Below are 26,165 nucleotides of genomic sequence, written 5' to 3'. Positions count from 1 at the left end.
TCGATTTGATTTTGCTTTAAGACTTGCAAACGAATTGCAAATTGATGTGAATGAGATATGTTCTGCCAGTCCATTTTCTGACACAATTAAGGAAGAAGAGATTTATCCTACACTTCCAGACGGTTTGAACGGAGCCTTAGACGCAAGTCGTGTAAAGACTTACTTAAAAAATTCTATGTATCCGTTGATGTATCTTTTTGGCAAAAATAGTATGCCTGATGTAGATAATCTACTTACATCATTCTATCAGCTTGATGATGAAGCCAGACAGGAAGTTGTAGAAACAATCCGTCTGAAACTGCAATATCATCGAGATCCGAAACGTGCTGAACAGATCAAGCAGATTAAAGGTTGGTAAAAAATCACTCCTGTGAATGGCAAACATTCGCAGGAGTTTCTTTTTGGGCACCGTTTTGGCACCACTGGTCTTATTTTTCAATTTTAAATTTATCTGTATTTTATCTTGCTGATAAATATTTCGCTATTTCTCTACTTATAATTTTTCAAATCATTCTCTCTTTAAGATACAGAAAAACCCGTAGAACCGAAGTTCTACGGGTATCTTACGTTTAGACACAACGTTATCTTACGATAACAAATCCATATTAAGATTGTATTACTCGATAACTGTAGCAACACGTCCAGATCCTACTGTACGTCCACCCTCACGAGCTTTAGGAAATTAAATCGGAATGTTTTTCGTTGATTTTACTGCATATTTTTATTCACATTCTCCATTTTTTCTCTTTATTTTTGTGATTACAAAAAATTTTAGAGCCAAAATAGAGCCACTCCAAAAATACCGATTTTCTCCTTAATTACCTTTATTACATGGTGCTAGCACCATGTTTAGATATGATCAATAAGGAAGTCTGCAATTTCAATTTGTCTATATAATTATAGGTTTTAGTCCATTTTTTCTTATGTTTTCTAATTCTTCTGCTGTTAAGCACTGAAACTCATAAAGCCGTAGATATTCTTTGGATACATCTGAATCAAATATTAATACATCATCGGAATTTATAGTAACATCAACACCACTACGATACAGTTTTCCAATCGGATGCATAGACATATCTGCTACCCTTCCAAGTAAAATATTACTTGTTGGTGTAATATTTAATCTAATTTTATTATCTGCCAAAAAACGGATTACTGATTCATCACTGACTGCCGCTATCCCATGCTGAACCTCATCAAGTTCTAATTCTTCTACGGCTGTTCTTACGTCTTTAGCAGTCCCCCATTCTCCGACGTGTGCTTTTAGCCTTAATCCTTCTTTTTTTGCACGCCGATAAATTCCTTTAAAATTTTCGATAGGTTGTGCTAATTCATCACCGTACAAATCAATAGAATAAAAATTCTTATTTCCCCAAAAATATGATAAACAATCTTCTAAATAACTGATCGAACAATGTCTTGATAATCCAATTTGAAGCCTTAATTCTATATCGGGAGCGATTTCTTTTTGAGCACTTGTAAAAGCATTAACCAACTCATCAATATCATTATTAAAAAATTCGTTTAAGCCCCACACATCTTCACCAATTTCAAGCACAGTTACTCCATCCTCTCTGGCTTGTTGAAATGTTGCTCTGATCAAAAATTTTCTCATCGCAGTGCTATTAAAGTCTTGACTAATATATTTTTGACTCCATTGATTCATCTCATCCATTGATGACAAAGGATTAGCTAATGGCTCAATTTTTTTTCGAGTTTCCTGATATATGAACCGTCTATTTCCGCCAAGCACAAAATGATTGTGCAAATCTGCCTTAGGATACTTTCTTAACTCTTCCAGATTTCTTTGTTCCAATGCATCTGTAAAACCATTCACAAATACGTTTCCTCCTATGTTTTTAATTTTCTCTACAATTTTTTCCTTTTAATTGTAGCACTTTTCCCTCATCCCGACTACCATAAAAAACAGGGCATGACAACCACCATGCCCCTCTTTCCTATCGTTCCAACGCCTTCTCCAGTTTCCATTTCTGTCCTTTCAAATCATTCTGTTTTTCATACAGGCTGTTACGCTCTTTGCAAAGCTCTTTCATACGCTCCAGCTTCTCCTTTACTCTCGCCCGGCAATCCGGCTCTATCTGCTTATATTCTCCGGTCAGATTACGGATTACATTATTGTTCTCTTTCATCTGCTCCGACACCAGCACCCAGTCTATCAGATTTTGTACCTCTTTATCGGTATCGTAAAGATCTGTTTCCGTCAGAATTTTGGCACATAACCGCACCATAACTTTCTTCTCCATATCTGTCATTCCAGCAATCCCATCCTTTCCTATCTGCCCATATCATAGGCTCGTTTCGGGCGTTTCTCTGCTCTTTCAGCCTGCTCGATTGTCTTTGACTGTTCCACTATCGCCTGTACCCGTTCCTTGCCGAAATAACGCTCCAAATGCCCCAAATCCGATACTTTTTCCTGCAATCTTTCAATCATATCATTCTGCTCCATAGCTTTGTCTGTCAGCCTGCTAATCTGATTCTGCTGTCTGTCCACCTTAACAGTCAGCTTCTTGACCTGCTCTGTAAGCTGTATACACTTGAGTGTCAGATTTTTTACCAGTTCTTTCAGCTTTTGCACAAGCGGCAGAGCCTTTTTATCCCGGTATGCCTTTGCGCTCATCAACGTACCCGGTTCCGGTAACTGCCACTTCTCATCTTCATCATAAGTGTGAATATTCCGCTCCATAGTTTCCTTAGACTGCACCATCTTATTGATTTCCCGCTGTAATTTCTTCTGCTGGCTCTCCAAATTTTCATTTTCCGATAGCAGTTTTTCCTTATCCTCCGACAATATTTCTGTCTGCTCTTTCAGCCAGTCACTTTCTGCTGAAAGCTCTGACACCTCCTGCCGTATTACTTCGCCCTCTTTGCGTATCTGCTCTGTTTTCTCCTCTGCCATAATCTGCTGATATAAGATATTGTTTAATTCCACTTTATTATCTGAAAGTGTCTGTTCCAGCTGTGCAACCTCTTTCTGTCGCTCCTGCTTCTCAAAATCAAGTACCGACAAATGCTTGTTGTGTGTTCCCAAATGTTTCCATTGCACATCATACCGCTCCATGACCTTTGAAAGCTCCTGCTTTTCCGATTCCATCCACTGATTCCATTCCGTTGCCCCTCTTGTACCGCCCTTAAAGCCCTGCTCTGCCAATGCTCCCTTTAGGGAAACTCTGGTATCAAGTCCACGCTTACTGTTACGGATAAAAGGAACAAAATCAATGTGAATATGCGGTGTTTCCTCATCCATGTGCAGATGAGCCGAAAACACATAGAGATTCGGATTTCGTTTCTGAAAATCCTGCATATAATCAATCAGAATTTCCTTTGCAAGCTCTCCCTCTTTGCTTTTTGAGTTCATATCGTCTTTATTGCCAATTTGCAAAATAACCTCATGGAACAGCTTCTCCTGCTTACTCTGTCTGATTTTTTCATAATAATTATCAATCTTCCGGTTACTTCGTTTCTGCTTTGCATTATACCGCTCCAATGCTTCATCAAATAATTCGTGATATACCTTTTTGATACTGGTATTGCAAAACTGCACATTGTAAATGCTCCGTTCCGGGTCAACATTTTTTGCATTAAAAGCTCTCGTATTATGATTGATAGCCCCCTTTCCCATCATGCCGCTAATCGTTCTCTCCAATAAACACTCCTCCTCTTTTATCTATCATAATAATGCCGAACAGGCACATAAGTTTTGTTACTTTTGTCAAAAGTAACGCAAAAGCACTTTTGTCAGCTACGCCAACAAAAATGCAGACCTGCAAGCAGGTTTTGCGCCCTGCCGGGAGCTATTGCGGCTGTTCCAGCCGTTTTTTATCCCCCACGCAATCTTTTCAAGGTGACAAGATTACCCTATCTTTAGAAAAGGGAATCTTGCTATCTTCCTCTGCTATAAAGTCCAGTACCATTGACTTCCTACTTTTACGCTGTCAATACTCATTTCCTTTTTCGCATTCCAAAGCGTTTTCTTTTTAATACCTCGTTCCCTTGCCGCTTCTGTAATCTCGTTACAGGACATCTGCCCCTCTGCCAAGATTTCCGCAAGAAACGATTTAGCATCCTTCGTTTTCTGTCCTCTGCTCTCCCCGGAAAGAAGTTCCTCTACTGTAATGTCATATACTCCCTCCCAAGTAAAGCCTTTTTCTTTATCCATACGAAATGCTATGGAAGTCCCCTCCGGTGCAAGACTACTCTTATCATGAGCTATCACTCGCAAAGTGGTATCATCTTTTATCCTGCCGACCACCAGCACACTTCGTGCCGTAGCCTGAAAATCTATTGAACCAAGTCCCCGATAAGTGGACTTACTGCTGCTTGCTTTGTTCATGTGACCAATAAGGATAATCGCACAGCCATATTCCTCTGCGATATTTCCCAACTGCTTTAAAACCGGTCTAATTTCATTTGCCCGGTGCATATCCACATCTGCTCCCAAATAGGCTTGTATCGGGTCTAAAACCACCATTTTTGCCCCAGTTTCCCTAATTGCCCGGACAAGTCTTTCATCTGTCATGCTAAGACAGTCAACGCTTTCATCAATAACAAGTACCCGGTTACAGTCTGCTCCTGCTTCTAACAATCGTGGTTTTATGGTATCTTCCAAGCTGTCCTCTGCATTTTGATAAATTACATTGACCGGCTCTCGCTGTACGTCCACTTCTTCATTTGGAAGTGGTTCTCCTTTTGTGAGAAGTGCTGCAAGGTGCAGAATGAATGTGGTTTTCCCCTCCCCCGGATCACCCTGCACTATCGTCAGCTTTCCATACGGAATATAGGGATACCACAGCCAGCTTACTTCTCTTGCCTGCACATCTTCCATATTAATCAATCGGTAATTTTTCTCTCTTTTTTCTTCCATTTGTGTCCTCCGCTAAAAGTTTTAATTGAGTTTCAGCAGAGCCTTTGCTATACTATATTTGCGAGATATAGTTACATAGGCTCTGCCTTGTACTGAAATGTCCTTGTCAATCGGCAGGGGCATTTTCATTTCTTGTAGCATTCAGCATATCTGCCACTTTCTTTTGCTGATTCGGATATAAATGTCCGTAAGTATTCAGCGTGATTTTTATATCCCTATGCCCTAACCTTTCTTTGATTATCAATGGCTGTACGCCTTGATTGATGAGATAAGCCACATGACTATGGCGTAAATCATGCACTCTAATCTGCTTTACTCCCGATTTTGCACATTCACGCTTCAGCTTGTGCTGTACCGCTTCTGCTACAATCGGAAACAGTCTTTCATTATCCGGCAAGCCATAACAACGGTTCACATACGCTTCTATCTCTTTTTTCAGAAATTCTGGAATATCAATCACTCGAATCGATTGCTCTGTTTTTGGTGTTGTAATAATATCCCTACGTTCCGTTCTGTAATAAGTTTTCGTAATACTAATTTGATTATTTTCAAAGTCAATATCGCTTTTTGTGAGGGCAAGCATTTCTCCCTCTCTACAGCCAGTCCAAAAGAGTATTTCAAAAATCACAAAATATCGGCTCTCCTTGTCTATACCTCTTATAAAACTGTCATACTCCGCTTTCGTCCAAAAATTCAGCTTATCCGCATCTGCCTTACCCATTTTCTTAACCTTTTTGCAGGGATTGTTACCAAGATTGTAAATATTACACGCGTGAGTAAACAATGCGGTTATCTGATTTTGCACCATTCGTAAATAGGTCTGTGAATACCCTTTTGCCCTCATTTCATTTTGCCATTGGATAATATCAGAGGGTGTAATCTCATTCATACGCTTATTAGCGAAATATGGTAAAACATGAGCTTCTATCATATACTGCTTATTTTTAATCGTGCGTTCCTTTAATTCCCCTGCCTTATCCTGAAAATACACATCAACAAATGCTCCTAACATCATTTCCATGTTTGCCGAGGTACTTTTTAGAAACTCTCTTTCCCATTCCAATGCTTCTTTTTTTGTTGCAAACCCTCGTTTCTTCTTGTGCTTTTTCTCCCCTTTCCAATTTTCGTAATAGCACTGTACTGTCCATTTTCCAGTCTTTTCATCTCTCGAAGCCGACATTACATATCCCCCTTTCACGCAGTCTGATTTGTCTGATTGTAACCATAAAATTTTGTTTCCCAAAATGCCTTTGGTACTTTTCCGGCAACCACCAAATAACCTTTGCTCTGCAATTCTTCATTCAATTCTCTGATGAGCTTATAAGCATGACCTTTGGAAATGCCTAATGTTTCTGCTACCTCTGCGGCTGTTAATAAATAGTTCTCTTTTTTCATTCAATCTTCCTTTCTTTTTTCGTGTATTTTTACAAGTTTTCTTGTAACCATAATATATTACATTGTTTTTGGTTTGTCAATGTGTTTTATTAGTTTTCTTGTAATATTTACATTGATTTTTGTATCTTGATGTGTTACATTATCATAGAAAGGAGATTGTAACATGAGATTAGGTGAATATTTTGAAATAGGTAAACGAATGAAACAAGCTCGCACAAATGCAGGCATTAACCAGCGTGAAATGTCCGCAAAACTTTCTCTGAGTAATTCCTCATATTCAAATTATGAAAATGGCTATAGCGAACCACCTGTAGAAACAATTTTGAAATTCTGTGATATATTAGGAATTACTTTAAATGATTTATTAGATTTAAAAATCGTTTCCAATAGATCATTTTCAGTAAAAACTTTTGCTGATTTTCTAGCAATCCTCATAGACTTAGACCGTAGAGGGTTACAAATAAAAGGCAATACGACCTATTCACAACAAGACAATCAGCTAACAGCCCATTTGACCTTGGATATACCAAATGCACAAATTGCGACTTTTATTCCAGACTGGAACAAAACAAATCAAGAATTAGCTTCTGGTAAAATAGACAAAGAAGAATACGATATATGGTTGGAAGATACATTAAAACTATTTAATGTACCGATTGATGAATATCTATGATTATCATACACTTGTTTAAAAATCATTATATATTCACAACATCATAAAGGAGATTTGAATGAATATTGATCTTACAAAAACACAACAATATCTTGAATGGTTTAAGAACAAATTATATTTAAATGCAATCGCACCAGCAGCCAAAAATCGAATTATATATAGAGGTCAGGTATATCGTTGTAACTTAGGAATTGGTGTTGGAAGTGAAGAATGTAAAGAACGTCCTTGTGTTATTCTCCAGTACAACTCCGCTAATAGAACATCGCCAAATACAGTAGTTGCTCCTATAACACACACAACCTCTGCACTTCCAATTGTTGTTCCTATTGCAGAGAAAAAAGATTCTTCCGGTAAATTGATACTCGATGGAAATGTACTGCTCGGAAATATAACCTGTGTAAGCAAAGCAAGGCTTGGCGATTACATTACAGACCTGACCGCTGATGAAATGCGTGCCGTAGATAAAGCTATTTTCATTTCATTAGATACAAACCACTATTATCAAACTTTACAAAATATGTATAATGATAAATTACAGTATATCGAAAAATTGAAAAGTAATCGTTCTTCTCTACAAGCCGATTTAGCTACAAAGCAACAGTACATTGATGATTTTGAAAAAATGTTGAATACTTATGATTTTTCAGATATACAAAGTTTAGAAAAATTTTTAGAAGAAAATCGAAAGGAAAAGTAGACAATTTCGGATTTTCGTGCTAATATGAAGATACAAGAGAGGTGTTCACGAGTGGGACACTAATATAGTATTTCAAATGGAGAACTACGAGTGAGTTCTCCTTTATTCTATCTATACATAATATTTTTTCTTTCACATAAAATATTATTACAATTTTCTCTGGACGTGTGCCAAGAAATTATTGTAATCAAGTAAAGGGAGTCACGAGTGGACTCCCTATTTTTTCCCTATAATTTATCTATAATCATATCAATTGCTTTTAAGCATTCTTGAATCTTTTCCATATTAACTTTTACATTTACACCATATACTGGGTAATATCCTTGTTTCATAGATGACATCAAGCGACCCAAATGTGCACACACCACTCCAACTGTATTAAAATCTCTCAACGGAACAGAATAATAATTTTTAAACTGTTCTTTTGTTGATATAGGTTCTGCAGCACTAACAAAATAACTCGGATTTTTTTGATAAATATCATATAATGCAGTTGTTGTAGCATCAGACAAAGCAGCAAACGCAGCTGCTGGTCCTTCAAACTGTGTTAATCTATTCCCTATTAATAAATGAATTTGCGGAATCTTTACATTTCGCTGCTTTGCAACCTCAGCAAATGTCCATGAACCATATATCGGATGTGGTGGATTTGTACCATGTAAAAGGGCTATCATAGCTGATGCTGCTGTCTTTGATGAATCATCCGCATTAATTGGTGTCAATAATCTCTCTACCGCAGCAATTGCCATCTGTGTATATATGCTAAAACTTGGATTCGTATCAACAAAAAACATCCAATCATCTTGTGAATCTGCAATATTTAAAATAAAATTCTTAAATATTTCTATTATCCACTTCCAAGGCTGTGCATTCGGAGTTAATGCTTTTGCCGATGCTGCTTCATTAATTGCAGGTGCCATCGGTTCCATATTTCCATCACCACATAATAAATATAAGTTATCAGGTGCCCCTTTGTTATAATCACTTACATGAATTAAAAAATCATACGGATTTGGCAAATTTGCACCACGTCCATTTGTAATTACAGTACTTACATATCCAACAACAGACTTTGGAATCTCCCTACTACACAGTTCAACTACCCTCTCATCTCCTAAAGCTCCTCCTCCCAAAAGCATCATACTGGAATTTGCTTGTGGACACAAATCAATAACAAGAACCTTAGCGTCCGGATGTGTCTCTGCATATCTCATAGACAAATGAAAAGAAATTGTACTTTTACCTACTCCACCTTTATTATTCCATAAAGCATAACTATTGATTAATGACATATATCTCCTCCATATAATTTTTAGAGCCAAATTAGAGCCATTTAAATTATATCACATTTTTGAGTTTATAAAAAGGCTCCCAAGGAAAACCTTGGAAGCCTTGAATTTACTGTAATTCTATTAATTACTCGATAACTGTAGCAACACGTCCAGATCCTACTGTACGTCCACCCTCACGGATAGCGAATGTAAGACCCTGCTCCATAGCTACTGGATGGATGAGCTCGATTGTCATCTCTACGTTATCACCAGGCATGCACATCTCTGTTCCTGCTGGAAGCTCGCAAACACCTGTTACGTCTGTTGTTCTGAAGTAGAACTGTGGACGATAGTTGTTGAAGAATGGAGTATGACGTCCACCCTCGTCCTTTGTAAGAACGTAAACCTGAGCTGTGAACTTATGGTGACATGTTACTGTACCAGGCTTAGCAAGAACCTGTCCACGAACGATCTGGTCACGGTTAATACCACGGAGAAGTGCTCCGATGTTATCACCAGCCTGAGCCTCGTCTAACTGCTTACGGAACATCTCGATTCCAGTAACAACAGTCTTCTGAACGTCCTCTTTAACACCAAGGATCTCTAACTCGTCGTTGAGGTGAAGTGTACCACGCTCTACTCTACCAGTTGCAACAGTACCACGACCTGTGATTGTGAATACGTCCTCTACTGGCATAAGGAATGGCTTATCTGTATCACGCTGTGGATCTGGGATGTAAGAATCAACAGTATCCATAAGCTCCATGATCTTGTCTCCCCAAGGTCCGTTTGGATCCTCAAGAGCCTTAAGAGCTGATCCCTGAATGATTGGGCAATCATTGAATCCGTACTCCTCAAGCTGCTCTGTAACTTCCATCTCTACGAGCTCGATAAGCTCTGGGTCGTCAACCATATCACACTTGTTAAGGAATACGATGATGTAAGGAACACCTACCTGACGAGAAAGGAGGATGTGCTCCTTTGTCTGAGCCATAACACCATCAGTAGCAGCAACAACGAGGATAGCACCATCCATCTGAGCTGCACCAGTGATCATGTTCTTTACGTAGTCAGCATGTCCAGGACAGTCAACGTGTGCGTAATGTCTCTTTTCTGTCTCATACTCAACGTGAGCTGTAGAAATTGTGATTCCACGCTCTCTCTCCTCTGGAGCCTTATCAATGTTAGCGAAATCTGTAGCTGTGTTACCAGCGACACGAGCTGCTAATACTGCTGTAATAGCTGCTGTTAAAGTTGTTTTACCATGATCTACGTGACCGATGGTACCAATATTACAATGTGGTTTTGTTCTTTCAAATTTAGCCTTTGCCATTTTGAAACGTCCTCCTTAAACTTTTATGCCCCATGGGCTATTTTTATAATCTACCGACTGCTTTGATTATACGAAATAATCAAAGTTTTTTCAAGTAAATTTTATGGCAAATCCCCCTTTTTCAAGGGGAAATGCCTTTATTTTTGATTTTTATACCATATATAGTATATATTTCATCATTTGTACTATAAATTGTTTGCTAATTTGCAATTATTTTGCGTGGTTAGCAAGAACCTTGTCCTGTACATTCTTTGGAACCGGCTCATATCTGTCGAAGAACATTGAGTAGTTTCCACGTCCCTGTGTCTTAGAACGAAGGTCTGTAGAGTAACCGAACATCTCTGCAAGTGGTACATATGCATGTACAATCTTTCCACCGCCGAGATCGTCCATACCCTCGATACGTCCACGACGAGAGTTAACATCACCGATAACGTCTCCCATGTACTCCTCAGGCATTGTAACCTCTACCTTCATGATAGGCTCAAGTAATACAGGTGCAGCCTTTGCCATAGCCTCTTTGAAACACATAGATCCGGCAATGTGGAATGCCATCTCTGATGAATCGACCTCATGGTAAGATCCATCGTATACTGTTGCATGGATACCAACTACTGGGAATCCACCAAGAGAGCCGGCCTTTGTAGCCTCCTCGATACCTTCGCCAATTGATGGAATGTATTCCTTAGGAATAGCACCACCGACAACCTCTGAATCGAACTTGAAAAGTTCTTCTCCATTGGCATCCATTGGCTCGAAACGTACCTTACAGTGTCCGTACTGTCCACGTCCACCTGACTGCTTAGCATATTTGTATTCCTGATCAACAGCCTTTGTAAATGTCTCCTTGTAAGCAACCTGAGGTGCACCAACGTTTGCCTCAACCTTGAACTCACGGAGAAGACGGTCAACGATGATCTCAAGGTGAAGCTCACCCATACCAGCGATGATTGTCTGACCTGTTTCCTGATCAGTATGAGCACGGAATGTAGGATCCTCCTCTGCAAGCTTTGCAAGAGCCTCACCTAACTTACCCTGTCCAGCTTTTGTCTTTGGCTCGATAGCGAGCTCGATAACTGGCTCTGGGAACTCCATAGACTCAAGGATAACCGGATGCTGCTCATCACAGATTGTATCACCTGTTGTTGTGAATTTAAATCCAACAGCAGCAGCGATATCACCTGAGTAAACCTCATCCAATTCCTGTCTCTTATTTGCATGCATCTGAAGAATACGTCCGATACGCTCTTTCTTATCCTTTGTTGCATTTAATACATAAGAACCTGCCTTACATTTTCCTGAGTAAACACGGAAGAATGCAAGCTTTCCTACGAATGGATCTGCCATGATCTTGAATGCAAGTGCTGAGAATGGCTCATCATCTGATGAATGTCTCTCAATCTCATTTCCCTCAAGATCTGTTCCCTTGATTGAAGGGATATCTGTAGGAGCTGGCATGTACTCAACAATAGCGTCAAGTAACTTCTGTACACCCTTGTTACGGTATGCAGAACCACAACATACAGGTACTGCTGTACACTCACATGTTGCTTTACGAAGAACCTTCTTCATATCCTCTACAGATGGCTCCTCACCCTCAAGATACTGCATCATGAGATCGTCATCTAACTCACAGATTTTCTCAATGAGCTCTGTACGGTACTCTGCAGCCTGATCAGCCATATCTCCAAGATCATCAGTAACTGTGATATCGTCACCCTTCTCATCATTGTAGATATAAGCCTTCATCTCGAAAAGGTCGATAATTCCTTTGAAATCGTCCTCTTTACCGATTGGTAACTGAAGTACGATAGCATTTTTTCCTAATCTTGTACGGATCTGGTCAACAGCTCCGTAGAAGTTTGCACCTAAGATATCCATCTTATTGATGAATGCCATACGAGGTACATTGTATGTGTCAGCCTGACGCCAAACGTTCTCTGACTGAGGCTCAACACCACCCTTTGCACAGAACACACCAACTGCGCCATCAAGTACACGGAGTGAACGCTCAACTTCTACTGTGAAGTCAACGTGGCCCGGTGTATCGATGATGTTGATACGATGCTCAAGTGCTCCTGGCTTTGGTTTAGTGAACTCTTCAAGTGTCCAGTGACATGTTGTAGCGGCAGAAGTAATTGTAATACCTCTTTCCTGCTCCTGCTCCATCCAGTCCATGGTAGCAGTACCTTCATGAGTATCACCGATTTTATAGTTAATACCAGTATAATAAAGAATACGCTCTGTCAGTGTTGTTTTACCAGCATCGATATGAGCCATGATTCCAATATTTCTGGTTCTCTCAAGTGGATATTCTCTTCCAGCCAAGGTTTTTTCCTCCTATATTTAGTGTCCTATGCACAACCGGACTCTGTTACAAATCCGGTTTGCTGCATGAATCAAAAGCAAAGCTGTAAGCTTCTTACAGAAACTAGAATCTGTAATGTGCGAATGCCTTGTTTGCCTCTGCCATCTTGTGCATATCTTCTTTTCTCTTAACAGATGCGCCTGTGTTGTTAGCTGCATCCATGATCTCGTTAGCTAATCTCTCAGCCTGAGTTTTCTCTCCTCTGGCACGTGAGAATGCTGTTAACCAACGAAGGCCTAAAGCCTGACGACGATCAGGGCGAACCTCGATTGGTACCTGATATGTGGCACCACCGATACGTCTTGCTTTTACTTCGAGAGCTGGCATTACATTGTTCATAGCCTCTTCGAATACTTCAAGAGCTGGTCTTCCTGTCTTCTCTTCTACTGTAGCAAATGCTCCGTATACAATCTTCTGAGCTACGCCTTTCTTACCGTCTAACATAATGCTGTTAACAAGCTTTGTAACTACTTTGCTGTTGTACATTGGATCTGCTAATACGTCTCTTTTCTGAGTATGTCCTTTACGTGGCACGTTACTTCCCTCCTTAATCATGATATTTGTGGATTAATTCATCGGTACTCACATGTGTCTCTCTAATGTGTTCGTGCGGAATTGTATTCATAAAGTGAAATCCTGCATCTGCAGGTCTAATCCCAACACTAACCTACTTTAGTTCTGTTTGTGATACACAATGTTGCTAAATTATTTAGCAGCTTTTGGTCTCTTTGCGCCGTACTTAGAGCGGGCCTGTTTTCTGTTTGCAACACCTGCAGTATCTAATGTACCACGGATGATATGGTAACGTGTACCTGGTAAATCCTTAACACGGCCACCACGAATCAGAACAACGCTATGCTCCTGTAAGTTGTGTCCCTCACCAGGAATGTATGAAGTTACTTCGATTCCGTTTGAAAGACGAACTCTGGCAATCTTTCTAAGAGCTGAGTTAGGCTTCTTAGGAGTAGCTGTCTTAACAGCTGTACATACACCACGCTTCTGTGGAGAAGAAGTGTTGATTGGCTTCTTCTGGAGAGAGTTAAAGCTTCTCTGAAGAGCTGGTGCTGTAGACTTCTTTACAGATGTCTGACGTCCTTTTCTTACTAACTGGTTAAATGTTGGCATTATTTTCACCTCCTGTTTTATTTTAAGCAGTGCAATCTTATGCACGCTAAAATATTATACAAATCCTCGTCTGTTTTGTCAAGACCAATTTTGTTTTCAATATAATACAAGAAAGAAGTCCAGTTTCCCGGACTTCTTTGTTTTTGGTTTGTAACAGCTTCTGTAGCTTAAGTACAAACATCAGTAATTATTCTTCATCAACTGATTCAGCATCTGTATCAATGACTCCGACTGCCTCTTCCTCTGCGAAATCCGCAAAATCATCATCATCAAAATCAAGTGTATCGTCATCGTTTACATCGCTGTCAAGCTTGATATTACGATAAATCTTCATACCTGTTCCTGCCGGGATGAGCTTACCGATGATTACGTTCTCCTTCATACCGATAAGCGGATCAACCTTGCCCTTGATTGCTGCCTCAGTAAGAACCTTTGTGGTCTCCTGGAATGAGGCTGCTGACAGGAATGAGTTGGTTGCAAGAGATGCCTTTGTGATTCCAAGTAATACCTGTGAGCCAACTGCAAGCTCCTTACCCTCTTCCTCAAGCTTCTCGTTGAGCTCTAAGAAGTCAAGGGCATCAACCATGCTGCCCGGAAGTAAATCTGAATCTCCCGGCTCCTCTACGCGGATCTTCTGTAAGCACTGACGAACTATAACCTCGACATGCTTATCGTTAATCTCAACACCCTGTAAACGGTAAACACGCTGTACCTCGCGGAGCATGTAATCCTGAACCGCACGAACGCCCTTAATCTTGAGGATATCGTGTGGATTTACAGAACCCTCTGTAAGCTCGTCGCCGGCCTCAAGCTCCTGTCCGTCTACAACCTTGATACGTGAGCCGTAAGGAATGAGGTAAGCCTTTGTCTCGCCTGTCTCGTTGTTTGTAACGATAACCTCACGCTTCTTCTTTGTATCCTTGATTGTGGCAGTTCCGCCGAACTCTGTGATAATAGCGAGTCCCTTAGGCTTACGTGCCTCGAAAATCTCCTCTACTCGAGGAAGACCCTGTGTGATATCTCCACCGGCAACACCACCTGTATGGAAGGTTCTCATGGTAAGCTGTGTACCAGGCTCACCGATTGACTGTGCTGCGATGATACCGATTGCTTCACCAACCTGTACTGCCTGACCTGTTGCAAGGTTTGAACCGTAACACTTAGCACATACTCCCATGTGTGAACGGCAGGTAAGCACTGTACGGATCTTAACCTGTGTGATTGGATTACCATTCTCGTCAACACCCTCTGCCATAACCTTTGCTGCACGCTTTGGTGTAATCATATGGTTGGCCTTAACGATTACATTGCCATCCTTATCGCAGATTGTATTGCAAGAGAAACGACCTGTAATTCTCTCCTGAAGGCTCTCGATTTCCTCTCGACCCTCCATGAATGCCTTTACAACCATTCCCGGAATCTCACGTCCTGTGCCTGCACAGCAGTCTGTCTCACGAACGATCATATGCTGTGAAACATCTACGAGACGTCTTGTAAGGTATCCTGAATCGGCTGTACGAAGCGCTGTATCTGAAAGTCCCTTACGAGCTCCATGTGCTGACATGAAGTACTCGAGTACGTCAAGACCCTCACGGAAACATGACTTGATAGGAAGCTCGATTGTACGACCTGTTGTATCAGCCATGAGTCCTCGCATACCTGCAAGCTGTTTGATCTGCTTATCAGATCCACGGGCTCCGGAATCTGCCATCATGAAGATGTTGTTGTACTTATCAAGACCTGTAAGAAGTGCCTTTGTAAGGGCATCATCTGTATCCTTCCATGTCTCGATAACCTCTTTGTAACGCTCCTCATCAGTGATAAGTCCACGCTTGTACTGTCTTGTAATCTTATCTACAGTGTCCTGTGCATCAGCGATCATCTGTGGCTTCTGTGGTGGCACTGTCATATCTGAAATTGAAACTGTCATGGCAGCCTGGGTTGAATACTTGTATCCCATAGCCTTGACATTGTCAAGAACCTCTGCTGTTGTTGTAGCTCCGTGTGTGTTGATAACCTTCTCAAGGATCTGCTTGATCTGTTTCTTACCAACGTGGAACTCAACCTCAAACTTGAGTGCATTCTCAGCCTTTGATCTGTCTATAAAACCAAGATCCTGTGGAATGTTCTCATTGAATATCAAAAGTCCTACTGTTGTCTCTGTAAAACCTGAAACCTCTGTGCCGTCAGCAAGCTTTACTGTACGATGTACAAAGATATTCTGGTGAAGAGTAATCTCCTTGTTCTCGTAAGCGAGCATTGCAAGATTAACACTTCCATAGTAACGGCCGAGAAGATCTATCGGTCTGCAAAGCACACGACGATTTCCGTCTGTAACATCCTCAAACCAGATGAGGTCATATAAGCCAAGCTCAGCCTTTCCTGTATTTTCATCAGGAGTTGTGAGCTTTCTAAGCTCATCAACATCATTGTATACAGTGTCTGATGACACCTGTGCAACCATCTTTGGATCATCCTTGTAATCAGCGAGCTTTCTCATTGTGAGGTAGTAAACTCCAAGGATCATATCCTGTGAAGGAACGGCTACAAGTCCACCATCAGAAGGCTTAAGCAGGTTGTTAGGTGACAGAAGCATGAATCTGCACTCAGCCTGTGCCTCAGCAGTCAGTGGAAGATGTACAGCCATCTGGTCTCCATCGAAGTCGGCGTTGAACGCTGTACATACGAGTGGATGAAGTTTGATTGCCTTACCCTCTACAAGGATTGGCTCGAAGGCCTGGATTCCAAGTCTGTGGAGTGTAGGAGCTCGGTTAAGCATAACCGGATGCTCTTTGATGACGTCCTCAAGGACATCCCATACCTCCGGCTGAAGTCTCTCAACCATCTTCTTTGCACTCTTTATGTTGTGTGCGGTTCCGTTAGCGGCAAGCTCCTTCATAACGAATGGCTTGAAAAGCTCGATAGCCATCTCCTTTGGAAGACCACACTGATAAATCTTAAGCTTTGGCTCTACACAGATAACTGAACGTCCCGAGTAGTCAACTCGCTTTCCGAGAAGGTTCTGACGGAAACGTCCTCCCTTTCCCTTGAGCATGTCTGAAAGAGACTTAAGAGCTCTGTTTCCGGGACCGGTAACAGGACGGCCACGACGGCCATTGTCGATAAGTGCATCGACAGCCTCCTGAAGCATACGTTTCTCGTTACGAACGATAATATCCGGAGCTCCAAGATCAAGAAGTCTTCTAAGACGGTTGTTACGGTTGATAATTCGTCTGTAAAGGTCGTTAAGATCACTTGTTGCAAAACGTCCTCCATCGAGCTGAACCATTGGACGAAGATCCGGCGGGATAACAGGAATAACTGTCATAATCATCCACTCAGGCTTGTTTCCTGACTCACGGAAAGCCTCTACAACCTCAAGTCTCTTGATGATACGTGCACGCTTCTGGCCTGTAGCATTCTCAAGCTCTGCCTTAAGCTCTGCCGAATCCTTCTCGAGATCGATTGCTGCTAAAAGCTCACGGATAGACTCAGCACCCATTCCTACACGGAATGCTGAGCGGCCATAAGTATCGCATGCCTCCTGGTACTCTGACTCATTGAGAATCTGCTTGTATGCAAGCTTTGTCTCGCCCGGGTCAAGCACAATATATGAAGCAAAGTACAGTACTCTCTCAAGTACACGTGGAGATAAGTCAAGGATGAGTCCCATACGTGATGGGATACCCTTGAAATACCAGATATGAGATACAGGAGCAGCAAGCTCGATGTGTCCCATACGCTCTCTACGAACGCTTGACTTTGTGATTTCTACGCCACATCGGTCGCAGACAACACCCTTATAACGTATCTTCTTGTATTTACCACAATGACACTCCCAGTCCTTCGTTGGTCCGAAAATCTTCTCGCAGAAAAGACCGTCTTTTTCAGGCTTTAATGTTCTATAGTTAATAGTCTCAGGCTTTTTAACCTCGCCATGTGACCACTCTCTGATCTTTTCAGGAGATGCTAATCCAATCTGAATCGCATCAAACTGCATTGCCTGATTATTTTCTATATTATTTGTTTCTGGCATTTTGGCACTCCCTTCTAATTATTCTTCGTCATCAAGAACTTCATCAGCAAAAATATCGTCATCCGCTGTCTCAGGAGACTCTTCCTCTTCTATGTCAACAAGCTCTTCGTTGTCATCAAATTCTTTCTTTGAGAAACCATGCTCTGCGAATGACTCACTGTCCTCGAATGCATAGTCCTTATCGTTTCCGATAATTGAGTTGATATCTGTATTACCGTACTCACTTGTCTCGATAAGCTCAACCTCTTCTCTGTTCTCATCAAGTACCTTGACATCCAGACCAAGTGCCTGAAGCTCTTTGAGAAGTACCTTGAATGACTCTGGAATACCAGGCTCAGGGATATTCTCACCCTTGATGATAGCCTCGTAGGTCTTGACACGGCCAACAACATCATCGGACTTCATTGTAAGGATCTCCTGGAGTGTATATGCAGCACCATATGCCTCAAGAGCCCAAACCTCCATCTCTCCGAAACGCTGTCCACCGAACTGTGCCTTACCACCGAGTGGCTGCTGTGTAACTAATGAGTAAGGACCTGTTGAACGTGCATGGATCTTATCGTCAACAAGATGATGCAGCTTAAGGTAATGCATGTGTCCGATAGTTGTCTTTCCATCGAAGCACTCACCTGTTCTACCATCACGAAGCTGTACCTTTCCATCCTTTGAAATCGGAACGCCCTTCCATAAGCTTCTGTGAGCTCTGTTTGTTGAAAGGTATTCCATAACGTCCTCACGGAGTGTATCAACATATTTATCATAGAAGATTTCAGCATCTGCGCTCCAGTATGGATGCTCCGCCTGTAAATCCTTTTCAAGCTCTTCCTTATCGAACGGAAGATTTACGTAATCATTTGCAAGCTCAAGTGTATCCTCGATATCTACCTCGTTAGCTCCGTCAAATACAGGAGTTGAGATATTGAAGCCAAGTGCCTTTGCAGCGAGACTCAGGTGAATCTCAAGGACCTGACCGATGTTCATTCGTGAAGGAACACCGAGTGGGTTAAGTACGATATCCAGTGGACGTCCGTTTGGAAGGAATGGCATATCCTCAACAGGAAGCACACGGGAAACGACACCCTTGTTACCATGACGTCCGGCCATCTTATCACCGACAGAAATCTTTCTCTTCTGTGCAATGTAGATACGTACTGACTGGTTTACTCCCGGAGAAAGCTCATCGCCGTTCTCTCTTGTAAATACCTTGGCATCAACAATGATACCGTAAGCACCATGAGGTACCTTAAGTGATGTATCACGAACCTCTCTTGCCTTCTCACCAAAGATGGCACGAAGAAGTCTTTCCTCTGCTGTAAGCTCTGTCTCACCCTTTGGTGTAACCTTTCCTACAAGGATATCACCGGCACGAACCTCTGCACCTACACGGATGATACCTCTCTCATCAAGGTCCTTGAGTGCGTCGTCGCCGACACCAGGGACATCACGTGTAATCTCCTCAGGTCCGAGCTTTGTATCACGTGACTCTACTTCATATTCCTCGATATGAACTGATGTATACACATCATACTCTACGAGACGCTCTGAAAGAAGAACGGCATCCTCGTAGTTGTATCCTTCCCATGTCATGAATCCGATAAGCGGGTTCTTTCCAAGAGCAAGCTCTCCCTGACTTGTTGAAGGACCGTCTGCGATAACATCGCCTGCCTTAACCTTGTCACCCTTAAATACGATAGGTCTCTGGTTGTAGCAGTTTGACTGGTTAGAACGAGAGAACTTTGTAAGGATATACTCTCTCTTGTTTCCGTCAGTCTCTTTTATGATAATGCGGTTTGACTCTGAAGATAATACCTCTCCGTCAGCCTTTGCAACTACGCAGACGCCTGAGTCAACTGCGGCCTTTGTCTCAATACCTGTACCAACTACAGGAGCCTCTGTGGTCAGAAGCGGAACGGCCTGACGCTGCATGTTTGATCCCATGAGGGCACGTGTAGGGTCATCGTTCTGCAAGAATGGAATCAGCGCTGTAGCTACTGAGAATACCATCTTTGGAGACACATCCATATAATCAAATGCTGACTTATCGTACTCCTGAGTTTCCTCTCTGTAACGACCTGAAACTGAGTTACGTACGAAATGTCCTTCGGCATCAAGCTTCTCATTAGCCTGTGCTACGTGGTAGTTGTCCTCCTCGTCGGCTGTCATGTATACAACCTCTTCTGTGACTACCGGGTTCTTAGGATCAGTCTTGTCAATCTTACGGTATGGGGCCTCTACGAAGCCATACTCATTGATTCTCGCATAGCATGCAAGTGAGTTGATAAGACCGATGTTTGGTCCCTCAGGAGTCTCTACAGGACACATACGGCCGTAGTGAGTGTAATGTACATCTCGAACCTCGAATCCGGCACGGTCTCTTGAAAGACCACCAGGTCCAAGTGCTGATAAACGTCTCTTGTGAGTAAGCTCTCCAAGAGGGTTGTTCTGATCCATGAACTGTGAAAGCTGTGAAGAACCGAAGAATTCTTTAACAGCGGCAGTTACAGGCTTTATATTGATAAGTGACTGAGGTGAAATTCCCTCTAAGTCCTGTGTAGTCATTCTTTCACGAACAACACGCTCCAGTCTTGAGAGACCGATACGGTACTGGTTCTGTAACAGCTCTCCAACCGCACGGATACGTCTGTTTCCAAGATGATCGATATCGTCATCTGTTCCTGCGCCCCACTCTAAGTGCATATTGTAGTTGATAGTTGCGAAGATATCCTCTTTAGTAATATGCTTTGGAATAAGGTCAGATATATCTCTCTTTATAGCCTCGATTCTGTCCTCAAGAGAATCATACTCCTCGAGAATCTGAGCGAGTACCGGATAGTAAACAAGCTCAGTAACACCGATAGACTTAGGATCCTCAAGCTCAGGAATCCAGCTTCTGATGTCAACCATCATAGAAGAAAGAATCTTGACATTTCTTGTCTCTGTCTGAATCCATAAAGCAGGAACGGCAGCGTTCTGGATCTGTGTAGCAAGCGCACGGTCAACAACAGTACCTGCCTCAGCGATAACCTCACCTGTAGAAGGATCCACTACGTCCTCAGCTAAAACCTGTCCACTGATACGATTCTTTAAAGCAAGCTTCTTATTAAACTTATAACGTCCTACCTTGGCAAGGTCATATCTTCTAGGATCGAAGAACATTGCTGTGATAAGGCTCTCTGCACTCTCAACTGAAAGTGGCTCGCCCGGACGAATCTTCTTATATAACTCTAATAAACCAGCCTCATAGCTTCCCTGTGGCTCACGCTCTGTGATTGCAGGGTCCTTGCTGAATGATGCCTGGATCTTTGGCTCATCTCCGAACATATCGAGAATAGCCTGATTTGTACCTACTCCAAGTGCACGTAAAAGCACTGTGATAGGTACCTTACGTGTTCTGTCTACTCTTACATAAAAAACGTCGTTAGAGTCTGTCTCATACTCAAGCCATGCACCACGGTTTGGAATAACAGTACAAGAATACAGGGTCTTTCCGAGCTTATCATGAGCAATTCCGTAATAAATACCAGGAGAACGAACTAACTGACTGACAATAACTCGCTCTGCACCGTTGATTACGAATGTACCGGTCTCTGTCATTAAAGGCAGATCACCCATGAAAATTTCATGCTCATTAATCTCATCTGTCTCTTTGTTGTGAAGTCTGACTTTAACCTTTAAAGGAGCTGCGTATGTTGCATCTCTTTCCTTGCACTCAGGAATTGTATACTTTACATCATCTTCGCATAATGTAAAATCTACAAAATCAAGACTAAGCTTTCCGCTGTAATCTGTGATTGGAGAGATATCCGCAAAAGCTTCCTTAAGACCTTCGTCTAAGAACCACTGATAAGAATCCTTCTGGACCTCAATCAGATTTGGCATCTGCAGAACCTCTTTTTGTCTTGAGTAACTCATACGCATGCTTTTTCCGGATGTGACCGGACGTATTCTGTTTTTCTCCATTGACGTTTCACCTCTCGTTTTTATTTTAATCTAGCAAGTATCTAGATAATGATTCAAAAACCACCCCAGTTACTATATCTTGTGGTTTTTCTCTTGTGCACATATTTGCGAATGCATTTTAGTGTAATTTACCTATTGACAAATTTGCATCATTTAAAAAATTGCATAAAAATGCCACTGCACCACAATAGTGCAACGTATACTATACAACAAATTACTGACAATTGCAAGTACTTTTTTTATTTTTTCATTCGCCGTCGGATAGGCTACGGGCAGAGGTCCCAAAAATGCTCAGGCATTTTCGGGACGCGCTCCGACTGTCGCGCAATAAAAACATAAAAAAGAGCCAAGGCGCAAATAGAATTTGCCCTTGGCTCTTTTTTATGTTTTTACTCCGCTCGTAGCCTATCCGACTATTTAAGAGTAACCTTAGCACCCTCTGCCTCAAGTTTAGCCTTAGCATCCTCTGCTGAAGCCTTGTCAAGCTGCTCTTTGATAACCTTTGGTGCGCCATCAACAGCGTCCTTAGCCTCTTTAAGTCCAAGACCTGTGATCTCACGAACAACCTTGATAACCTTAACCTTGTTTGGTCCAACCTCTGTAAGCTCTACGTCGAACTCAGTCTTCTCCTCAGCTGCTGCTCCGTCAGCTCCTGCTGCTGCAACTACAACACCTGCTGCTGCAGAAACACCGAACTCTTCTTCACAAGCTTTTACTAAATCATTTAACTCTAATACGCTTAACTCTTTGATAGCATCAATAAACTCTGCTGTTGTTAACTTTGCCATTATAATTTCCTCCATTTAAAAATTTAATTATGATAATAAGGTTCAAATATAATATTTGAATTATTCTGCTGCTGGAGCTTCCTCTGCAGCATCCTCTGCTGGTGCTGCCTCTACGGCTGCATCTGCAGCGCCACCCTGCTCTGCAATCTGATTGAGTACACGAGCAAGATTTGTGATAGGTGACTGAATGCTTCCAAGTAATTTTCCAAGAAGCTCATCTCTGCTAGGTACAGCGGCGATTGCCTTCATACCCTCAGCATCATAAAATGTTCCCTCAACTACACCTGCTTTAATCTCTAAAGCCGGAGCTGTTTTAGCGAACTTAGCTAAGATTCTAGCTGGTGCTGTTGCATCCTCTGTTGATACAGCGAATGCGCTTGGTCCCTCAAGGACATCCTTTAATCCCTCGAACTCTGTTCCCTGGATTGCACGGTTTACTAAAGTATTCTTGTATACCTTGTAAGTTACACCGGCTTCTCTTAACTGTTTACGTAACTGAGTATCCTCTGCTACTGTGAGTCCTAAGTAATCAACAACTACTACTGACTGTGCACCATTGATAACACCGGAAATCTCATCTACGATTGGCTGTTTAAGTTCTACCTTTGCCACGATTCATTTACCTCCTTTTAGATTTTCGCATAAAAGACATGAGGTATTTGATTTATTAATCAAAGAAACCCTCCTGCCTGTCGACAGAAGGGTACAAGTCAAAATTCAAGATAAATCTCGAAAATTCCCTCGGTAGGTTCTACGTTTACGCCTTGCGGCACCTACTGTCTTCGGCAATATGCATTGCAATTATATCAAACTATATTACGGATGTCAATTACTTTCCGCAAAACTTTTGCTTGGCGTTTGATAGGTCTTGTAAATTGTTTTACTGTAACTGTTTAACTATCTTACTGTGTAATCTTAACCACGTTTAACTTAACGCCAGGTCCCATTGTAGATGTAAGAGTTGCGCTCTTAATGTACTGACCCTTTAAGCTAGCAGGTTTTGCTTTATTAATTGCACCCATAAGAGACTGGAAGTTGTCGTTTAACTGCTCGTCTGTGAAAGATGCTTTTCCAACTGGCACATGGATAATGTTTGTCTTGTCCAATCTGTACTCAATCTTACCGGCTTTGATATCGTTAACAGCTTTTGTTACATCCATAGTAACTGTTCCTGCCTTTGGGTTTGGCATTAAGCCCTTTGGTCCAAGGACACGTCCTAAACGACCAACAACACCCATCATATCAGGTGTAGCAACTACAACGTCGAAGTCTAACCATCCCTCGTTCTGGATCTTTGGAATTAACTCCTCGCCTCCAACGAAGTCAGCTCCTGCTGCCTGTGCCTCGTCAACCTTAGTTCCCTTAGCGAAAACTAAAACCTTAACTGTTTTTCCTGTTCCGTGTGGTAATACAACCGCACCACGGATCTGCTGCTCTGCGTGACGTCCGTCGCAGCCTGTTCTAAGATGAAGCTCGATTGTCTCGTCAAATTTAGCTGTAGCATTTTTCTTTACGATAGAGATAGCGTCAGCAACATCGTACTGCTCTTTCTTATCAAATGCCTTAACAGCGTCTTGATACTTCTTTCCTCTTTTCATGAAAAAATAACCTCCTGGTGGTAATATCGGGAGAGGACCCTCCCACATTTACGTTTCTTTGTTATTCTAATTTAATTTAAGTTACATAATATTGTAACTATTTTAGGGGTATGTTCTCTTCGCTAAGTTCAAGCTTCGCCCAAAAGGCGGGCTTGCTTTCGCTAATCTCAGAGAACGACCTCACACTAACCTCAGCCTGCGCGTTATACGCTTGGCTTCGCTAAGTGTTATTCGGTCACTTCAACACCCATTGATCTTGCTGTACCAGCGATCATGCTCATTGCAGACTCAAGTGAAGCTGCGTTTAAGTCAGGCATCTTAAGCTCAGCGATTTCCTGAACCTGTGCCTTTGTGATCTTAGCAACTTTCTTCTTGTTTGGCTCGCCTGAACCAGACTGAATCTTGCAAGCTTTCTTGATTAATACCGGAGCAGGTGGAGTCTTAGTAATGAAACTGAAACTTCTGTCTGCATATACAGTAATAACTACAGGGATAATTAAGTCGCCCTGATCGGCTGTCTTTGCATTAAACTGCTTTGTGAACTCTACGATGTTTACACCGTGCTGTCCAAGTGCAGGTCCAACTGGAGGAGCTGGAGTTGCCTTTCCAGCAGGGATCTGCAATTTAATGTATCCTTCTACTTTCTTTGCCATTTGGAATTGCCTCCTTAATTTGTTTTCTTAACATCTGCGAAACTTACTTCTACCGGTGTCTCGCGACCGAACAGCTCTACATTAATTGTAACTGTCTGCTTGTGATAATTCATAGCTGTGATAACACCGACTGTATCCTTCCAGACACCGCCGATAACGACTATCATGTCACCCTCAGCAAAATCAACTACCACGTTTTCCGTCTTAATACCCAAAGGTCTCATCTCGGCTTCTGTGAGAGGAACCGGTTTGCTTCCCGGACCTACAAATCCAGTTACGCCTCTGGTATTTCGTACAACGTACCATGTATCATCATTCATAATCATATGAATAAGAACATAGCCTGGAAACATCTTCTTGGAAACCTGTTTACGAACACCGTTCTTCACCTCTGTAACGTCCTCCAATGGAACACGCACTTCAAGGATTTGGTCCTCAAGATGTCTGTTTTCGATTGTTTTGTCAATATTAGCTTTGACTTTGTTTTCATAACCTGAATAGGTATGAACTACATACCAGTTCGCTTCTGTCATAATCACTTTGCCTCCGTTTTAAAAATGTAAACCAATAAGGAAATCTACGCCCTGCTGGATACCCCAGTCAAGAAGCGCAATAATAAGACCGGTAACTACTGAAACCGCCAGCACTGCAATGGTCTGTCTGATGACCGATTGCTTCTCAGGCCAGATAATCTTCTGAAATTCAGCTTTCAGACCTGAAAACCAGCTTGTTTTTGGAGCCTTTTCGACTTTTTCATTCTGTCCCATAATGTACTCCTTCACTCAGTTCCTAGACTATTTTGTTTCCTTGTGCATTGTATGAGTTCTGCAGAATCTACAATACTTCTTGGTTTCCATTCTGTCCGGATGAGTTTTTTTGTCCTTTGTCATGTTGTAATTACGACGCTGACATTCTGTGCACGCTAATGTAATCTTTGTACGCACGACTTCCACCTCCGTTTAAATTCTTTGTTGTTTGTACCCTTAAAAAAAGGCATAAAAAAAAGACCTATTTCCAAGCCTGTATACTATATCACAGTTGAGCCGTAACCGTCAATAGCTATTTTAAAATTTATTGCAAATTCTTTTGAACAGTGCCGCTGTCTGTACCTTTTTGTATGTCCGGCAGCAATTAATTTTTATAAATCTTACAGATACATAACTAAATATAGTACATTTATCTGAATTTTTCAAGTATTTTGTTGTTGTAAATCCTCAATTATGACGATATAATATATGTGTATAAGTAGGATTTGATAATTAAAAATTTTACATAGCTTATTATAGCTGCAGTTAAGCATTAGTAATCGCAGCTATACAATATAATATTTAAAGGATTACCATTTAACGGATTAAACGATTTTCACGGATGAAAGGAGGGGTCTTT

At 41.6% G+C, this 26,165-nt stretch carries 23 protein-coding genes and 1 other annotated feature; of the genes, 3 read left to right on the top strand and 20 right to left on the bottom strand.

The genetic code is table 11. The features are described from left to right. The first annotated feature begins 46 nt into the window (after positions 1 to 46). Positions 47 to 358 carry a hypothetical protein gene (locus EUBREC_RS01780; RefSeq protein ID WP_262585324.1) on the top strand — a complete coding sequence of 104 codons (312 nt, stop codon included), beginning with the start codon at positions 47 to 49 and terminating at the stop codon, positions 356 to 358. A gap of 531 nt (positions 359 to 889) precedes the next feature. On the opposite strand, the gene EUBREC_RS01775 is transcribed toward EUBREC_RS01780, so the two are convergent. The 6 genes from EUBREC_RS01775 to EUBREC_RS01750 form a co-directional block, all read right to left on the bottom strand. After that, on the bottom strand, positions 890 to 1,837 hold the full coding sequence (locus tag EUBREC_RS01775; protein WP_006859040.1) for an adenosine deaminase: 948 nt from the start codon (positions 1,835 to 1,837) through the stop codon (positions 890 to 892). A 121-nt stretch (positions 1,838 to 1,958) separates the two neighbouring features. Beyond that, on the bottom strand, positions 1,959 to 2,273 hold the full coding sequence (locus tag EUBREC_RS01770) for a hypothetical protein (RefSeq protein ID WP_006859041.1): 315 nt from the start codon (positions 2,271 to 2,273) through the stop codon (positions 1,959 to 1,961). A gap of 20 nt (positions 2,274 to 2,293) precedes the next feature. Beyond that, a complete protein-coding gene (locus EUBREC_RS01765) occupies positions 2,294 to 3,643 on the bottom strand; it encodes a plasmid recombination protein (protein ID WP_012741304.1) in 1,350 nt (449 codons plus the stop codon). Positions 3,644 to 3,913: 270 nt separating this feature from the next. Then, a complete protein-coding gene (locus tag EUBREC_RS01760) occupies positions 3,914 to 4,882 on the bottom strand; it encodes an AAA family ATPase (protein WP_012741302.1) in 969 nt (322 codons plus the stop codon). 106 nt (positions 4,883 to 4,988) lie between these two features. Further along, positions 4,989 to 6,062 (bottom strand): site-specific integrase, encoded by a 1,074-nt coding sequence (locus EUBREC_RS01755; protein WP_041253816.1) that lies wholly within the window; start codon positions 6,060 to 6,062, stop codon positions 4,989 to 4,991. 14 nt (positions 6,063 to 6,076) lie between these two features. Then, entirely contained in the window at positions 6,077 to 6,277 is a 201-nt protein-coding gene (locus EUBREC_RS01750) for a MerR family transcriptional regulator (RefSeq protein ID WP_012741300.1), read from the bottom strand. Between the two features lie 163 nt (positions 6,278 to 6,440). On the opposite strand from EUBREC_RS01750, the gene EUBREC_RS01745 reads away from it, so the two are divergent. Both EUBREC_RS01745 and EUBREC_RS01740 read left to right on the top strand, forming a co-directional pair. Continuing rightward, positions 6,441 to 6,950: a helix-turn-helix domain-containing protein gene (locus tag EUBREC_RS01745; protein ID WP_012741299.1), complete on the top strand. Its 510-nt coding sequence runs from the start codon at positions 6,441 to 6,443 to the stop codon at positions 6,948 to 6,950. Positions 6,951 to 7,008: 58 nt separating this feature from the next. Next, on the top strand, positions 7,009 to 7,647 hold the full coding sequence (locus EUBREC_RS01740) for a type II toxin-antitoxin system PemK/MazF family toxin (RefSeq protein WP_012741298.1): 639 nt from the start codon (positions 7,009 to 7,011) through the stop codon (positions 7,645 to 7,647). Positions 7,648 to 7,874: 227 nt separating this feature from the next. Here EUBREC_RS01740 and EUBREC_RS01735 read toward each other — a convergent pair whose 3' ends face one another. The 14 genes from EUBREC_RS01735 to rpmG all read right to left on the bottom strand — a co-directional run bounded on the left by EUBREC_RS01735 (position 7,875) and on the right by rpmG (position 25,723). Beyond that, on the bottom strand, positions 7,875 to 8,939 hold the full coding sequence (locus EUBREC_RS01735) for a ParA family protein (RefSeq protein ID WP_012741297.1): 1,065 nt from the start codon (positions 8,937 to 8,939) through the stop codon (positions 7,875 to 7,877). Positions 8,940 to 9,063: 124 nt separating this feature from the next. Continuing rightward, entirely contained in the window at positions 9,064 to 10,251 is a 1,188-nt protein-coding gene (tuf, locus tag EUBREC_RS01730; protein ID WP_012741295.1) for an elongation factor Tu, read from the bottom strand. A gap of 210 nt (positions 10,252 to 10,461) precedes the next feature. Continuing rightward, positions 10,462 to 12,579: an elongation factor G gene (fusA, locus tag EUBREC_RS01725; RefSeq protein ID WP_041253814.1), complete on the bottom strand. Its 2,118-nt coding sequence runs from the start codon at positions 12,577 to 12,579 to the stop codon at positions 10,462 to 10,464. Positions 12,580 to 12,682: 103 nt separating this feature from the next. Then, positions 12,683 to 13,153 carry a 30S ribosomal protein S7 gene (rpsG, locus tag EUBREC_RS01720; RefSeq protein ID WP_022292741.1) on the bottom strand — a complete coding sequence of 157 codons (471 nt, stop codon included), beginning with the start codon at positions 13,151 to 13,153 and terminating at the stop codon, positions 12,683 to 12,685. A gap of 171 nt (positions 13,154 to 13,324) precedes the next feature. Further along, positions 13,325 to 13,744, bottom strand: a complete 420-nt coding sequence (gene rpsL, locus EUBREC_RS01715) for a 30S ribosomal protein S12 (RefSeq protein WP_015515519.1) — start codon at positions 13,742 to 13,744, stop codon at positions 13,325 to 13,327. 187 nt (positions 13,745 to 13,931) lie between these two features. Next, positions 13,932 to 17,780 carry a DNA-directed RNA polymerase subunit beta' gene (rpoC, locus tag EUBREC_RS01710; RefSeq protein WP_012741291.1) on the bottom strand — a complete coding sequence of 1,283 codons (3,849 nt, stop codon included), beginning with the start codon at positions 17,778 to 17,780 and terminating at the stop codon, positions 13,932 to 13,934. An 18-nt stretch (positions 17,781 to 17,798) separates the two neighbouring features. Beyond that, positions 17,799 to 21,740: a DNA-directed RNA polymerase subunit beta gene (gene rpoB, locus EUBREC_RS01705; RefSeq protein WP_012741290.1), complete on the bottom strand. Its 3,942-nt coding sequence runs from the start codon at positions 21,738 to 21,740 to the stop codon at positions 17,799 to 17,801. Positions 21,741 to 22,153: 413 nt separating this feature from the next. Continuing rightward, positions 22,154 to 22,528, bottom strand: coding sequence for a 50S ribosomal protein L7/L12 (gene rplL, locus EUBREC_RS01700; RefSeq protein WP_015515516.1), 375 nt, complete (start codon positions 22,526 to 22,528; stop codon positions 22,154 to 22,156). A 60-nt stretch (positions 22,529 to 22,588) separates the two neighbouring features. Next, entirely contained in the window at positions 22,589 to 23,140 is a 552-nt protein-coding gene (gene rplJ / locus EUBREC_RS01695; protein ID WP_012741288.1) for a 50S ribosomal protein L10, read from the bottom strand. Between the two features lie 52 nt (positions 23,141 to 23,192). Then, positions 23,193 to 23,332 (bottom strand) — a sequence feature (ribosomal protein L10 leader region). 98 nt (positions 23,333 to 23,430) lie between these two features. After that, positions 23,431 to 24,126, bottom strand: coding sequence for a 50S ribosomal protein L1 (gene rplA, locus EUBREC_RS01690; RefSeq protein WP_015515515.1), 696 nt, complete (start codon positions 24,124 to 24,126; stop codon positions 23,431 to 23,433). Positions 24,127 to 24,353: 227 nt separating this feature from the next. Next, complete coding sequence (gene rplK, locus EUBREC_RS01685) at positions 24,354 to 24,779, bottom strand: 50S ribosomal protein L11 (RefSeq protein ID WP_012741286.1); 426 nt, start codon at positions 24,777 to 24,779, stop codon at positions 24,354 to 24,356. A gap of 14 nt (positions 24,780 to 24,793) precedes the next feature. After that, a complete protein-coding gene (gene nusG / locus EUBREC_RS01680; protein WP_012741285.1) occupies positions 24,794 to 25,312 on the bottom strand; it encodes a transcription termination/antitermination protein NusG in 519 nt (172 codons plus the stop codon). 18 nt (positions 25,313 to 25,330) lie between these two features. Next, positions 25,331 to 25,546: a preprotein translocase subunit SecE gene (secE, locus tag EUBREC_RS01675; protein ID WP_012741284.1), complete on the bottom strand. Its 216-nt coding sequence runs from the start codon at positions 25,544 to 25,546 to the stop codon at positions 25,331 to 25,333. 27 nt (positions 25,547 to 25,573) lie between these two features. Beyond that, entirely contained in the window at positions 25,574 to 25,723 is a 150-nt protein-coding gene (gene rpmG, locus EUBREC_RS01670; RefSeq protein ID WP_012741283.1) for a 50S ribosomal protein L33, read from the bottom strand. Between the last annotated feature and the right edge of the window lie 442 nt (positions 25,724 to 26,165).

The organism is Agathobacter rectalis ATCC 33656, from assembly GCF_000020605.1.
In the GTDB taxonomy this organism is placed as follows: domain Bacteria; phylum Bacillota; class Clostridia; order Lachnospirales; family Lachnospiraceae; genus Roseburia; species Roseburia rectalis.
Note: the sequence above shows the minus strand (reverse complement) of the source record. Positions and strands in the feature narration are given on the sequence as shown.

What these genes read in the sequence shown, in the direction of transcription:
- EUBREC_RS01770 (WP_006859041.1), bottom strand. Translation starts at nt 2,273, where the DNA reads ATGACAGATATGGAGAAGAAAGTTATGGTGCGGTTATGTGCCAAAATT.
- EUBREC_RS01765 (WP_012741304.1), bottom strand. Translation starts at nt 3,643, where the DNA reads ATGATGGGAAAGGGGGCTATCAATCATAATACGAGAGCTTTTAATGCA.
- EUBREC_RS01760 (WP_012741302.1), bottom strand. Translation starts at nt 4,882, where the DNA reads ATGGAAGAAAAAAGAGAGAAAAATTACCGATTGATTAATATGGAAGAT.
- EUBREC_RS01755 (WP_041253816.1), bottom strand. Translation starts at nt 6,062, where the DNA reads ATGTCGGCTTCGAGAGATGAAAAGACTGGAAAATGGACAGTACAGTGC.
- EUBREC_RS01750 (WP_012741300.1), bottom strand. Translation starts at nt 6,277, where the DNA reads ATGAAAAAAGAGAACTATTTATTAACAGCCGCAGAGGTAGCAGAAACA.
- EUBREC_RS01745 (WP_012741299.1), top strand. Translation starts at nt 6,441, where the DNA reads ATGAGATTAGGTGAATATTTTGAAATAGGTAAACGAATGAAACAAGCT.
- EUBREC_RS01740 (WP_012741298.1), top strand. Translation starts at nt 7,009, where the DNA reads ATGAATATTGATCTTACAAAAACACAACAATATCTTGAATGGTTTAAG.
- EUBREC_RS01735 (WP_012741297.1), bottom strand. Translation starts at nt 8,939, where the DNA reads ATGTCATTAATCAATAGTTATGCTTTATGGAATAATAAAGGTGGAGTA.
- tuf (WP_012741295.1), bottom strand. Translation starts at nt 10,251, where the DNA reads ATGGCAAAGGCTAAATTTGAAAGAACAAAACCACATTGTAATATTGGT.
- rpsL (WP_015515519.1), bottom strand. Translation starts at nt 13,744, where the DNA reads ATGCCAACATTTAACCAGTTAGTAAGAAAAGGACGTCAGACATCTGTA.
- rpoC (WP_012741291.1), bottom strand. Translation starts at nt 17,780, where the DNA reads ATGCCAGAAACAAATAATATAGAAAATAATCAGGCAATGCAGTTTGAT.
- rpoB (WP_012741290.1), bottom strand. Translation starts at nt 21,740, where the DNA reads ATGGAGAAAAACAGAATACGTCCGGTCACATCCGGAAAAAGCATGCGT.
- rplL (WP_015515516.1), bottom strand. Translation starts at nt 22,528, where the DNA reads ATGGCAAAGTTAACAACAGCAGAGTTTATTGATGCTATCAAAGAGTTA.
- rplA (WP_015515515.1), bottom strand. Translation starts at nt 24,126, where the DNA reads ATGAAAAGAGGAAAGAAGTATCAAGACGCTGTTAAGGCATTTGATAAG.
- rplK (WP_012741286.1), bottom strand. Translation starts at nt 24,779, where the DNA reads ATGGCAAAGAAAGTAGAAGGATACATTAAATTGCAGATCCCTGCTGGA.
- nusG (WP_012741285.1), bottom strand. Translation starts at nt 25,312, where the DNA reads ATGACAGAAGCGAACTGGTATGTAGTTCATACCTATTCAGGTTATGAA.
- secE (WP_012741284.1), bottom strand. Translation starts at nt 25,546, where the DNA reads ATGGGACAGAATGAAAAAGTCGAAAAGGCTCCAAAAACAAGCTGGTTT.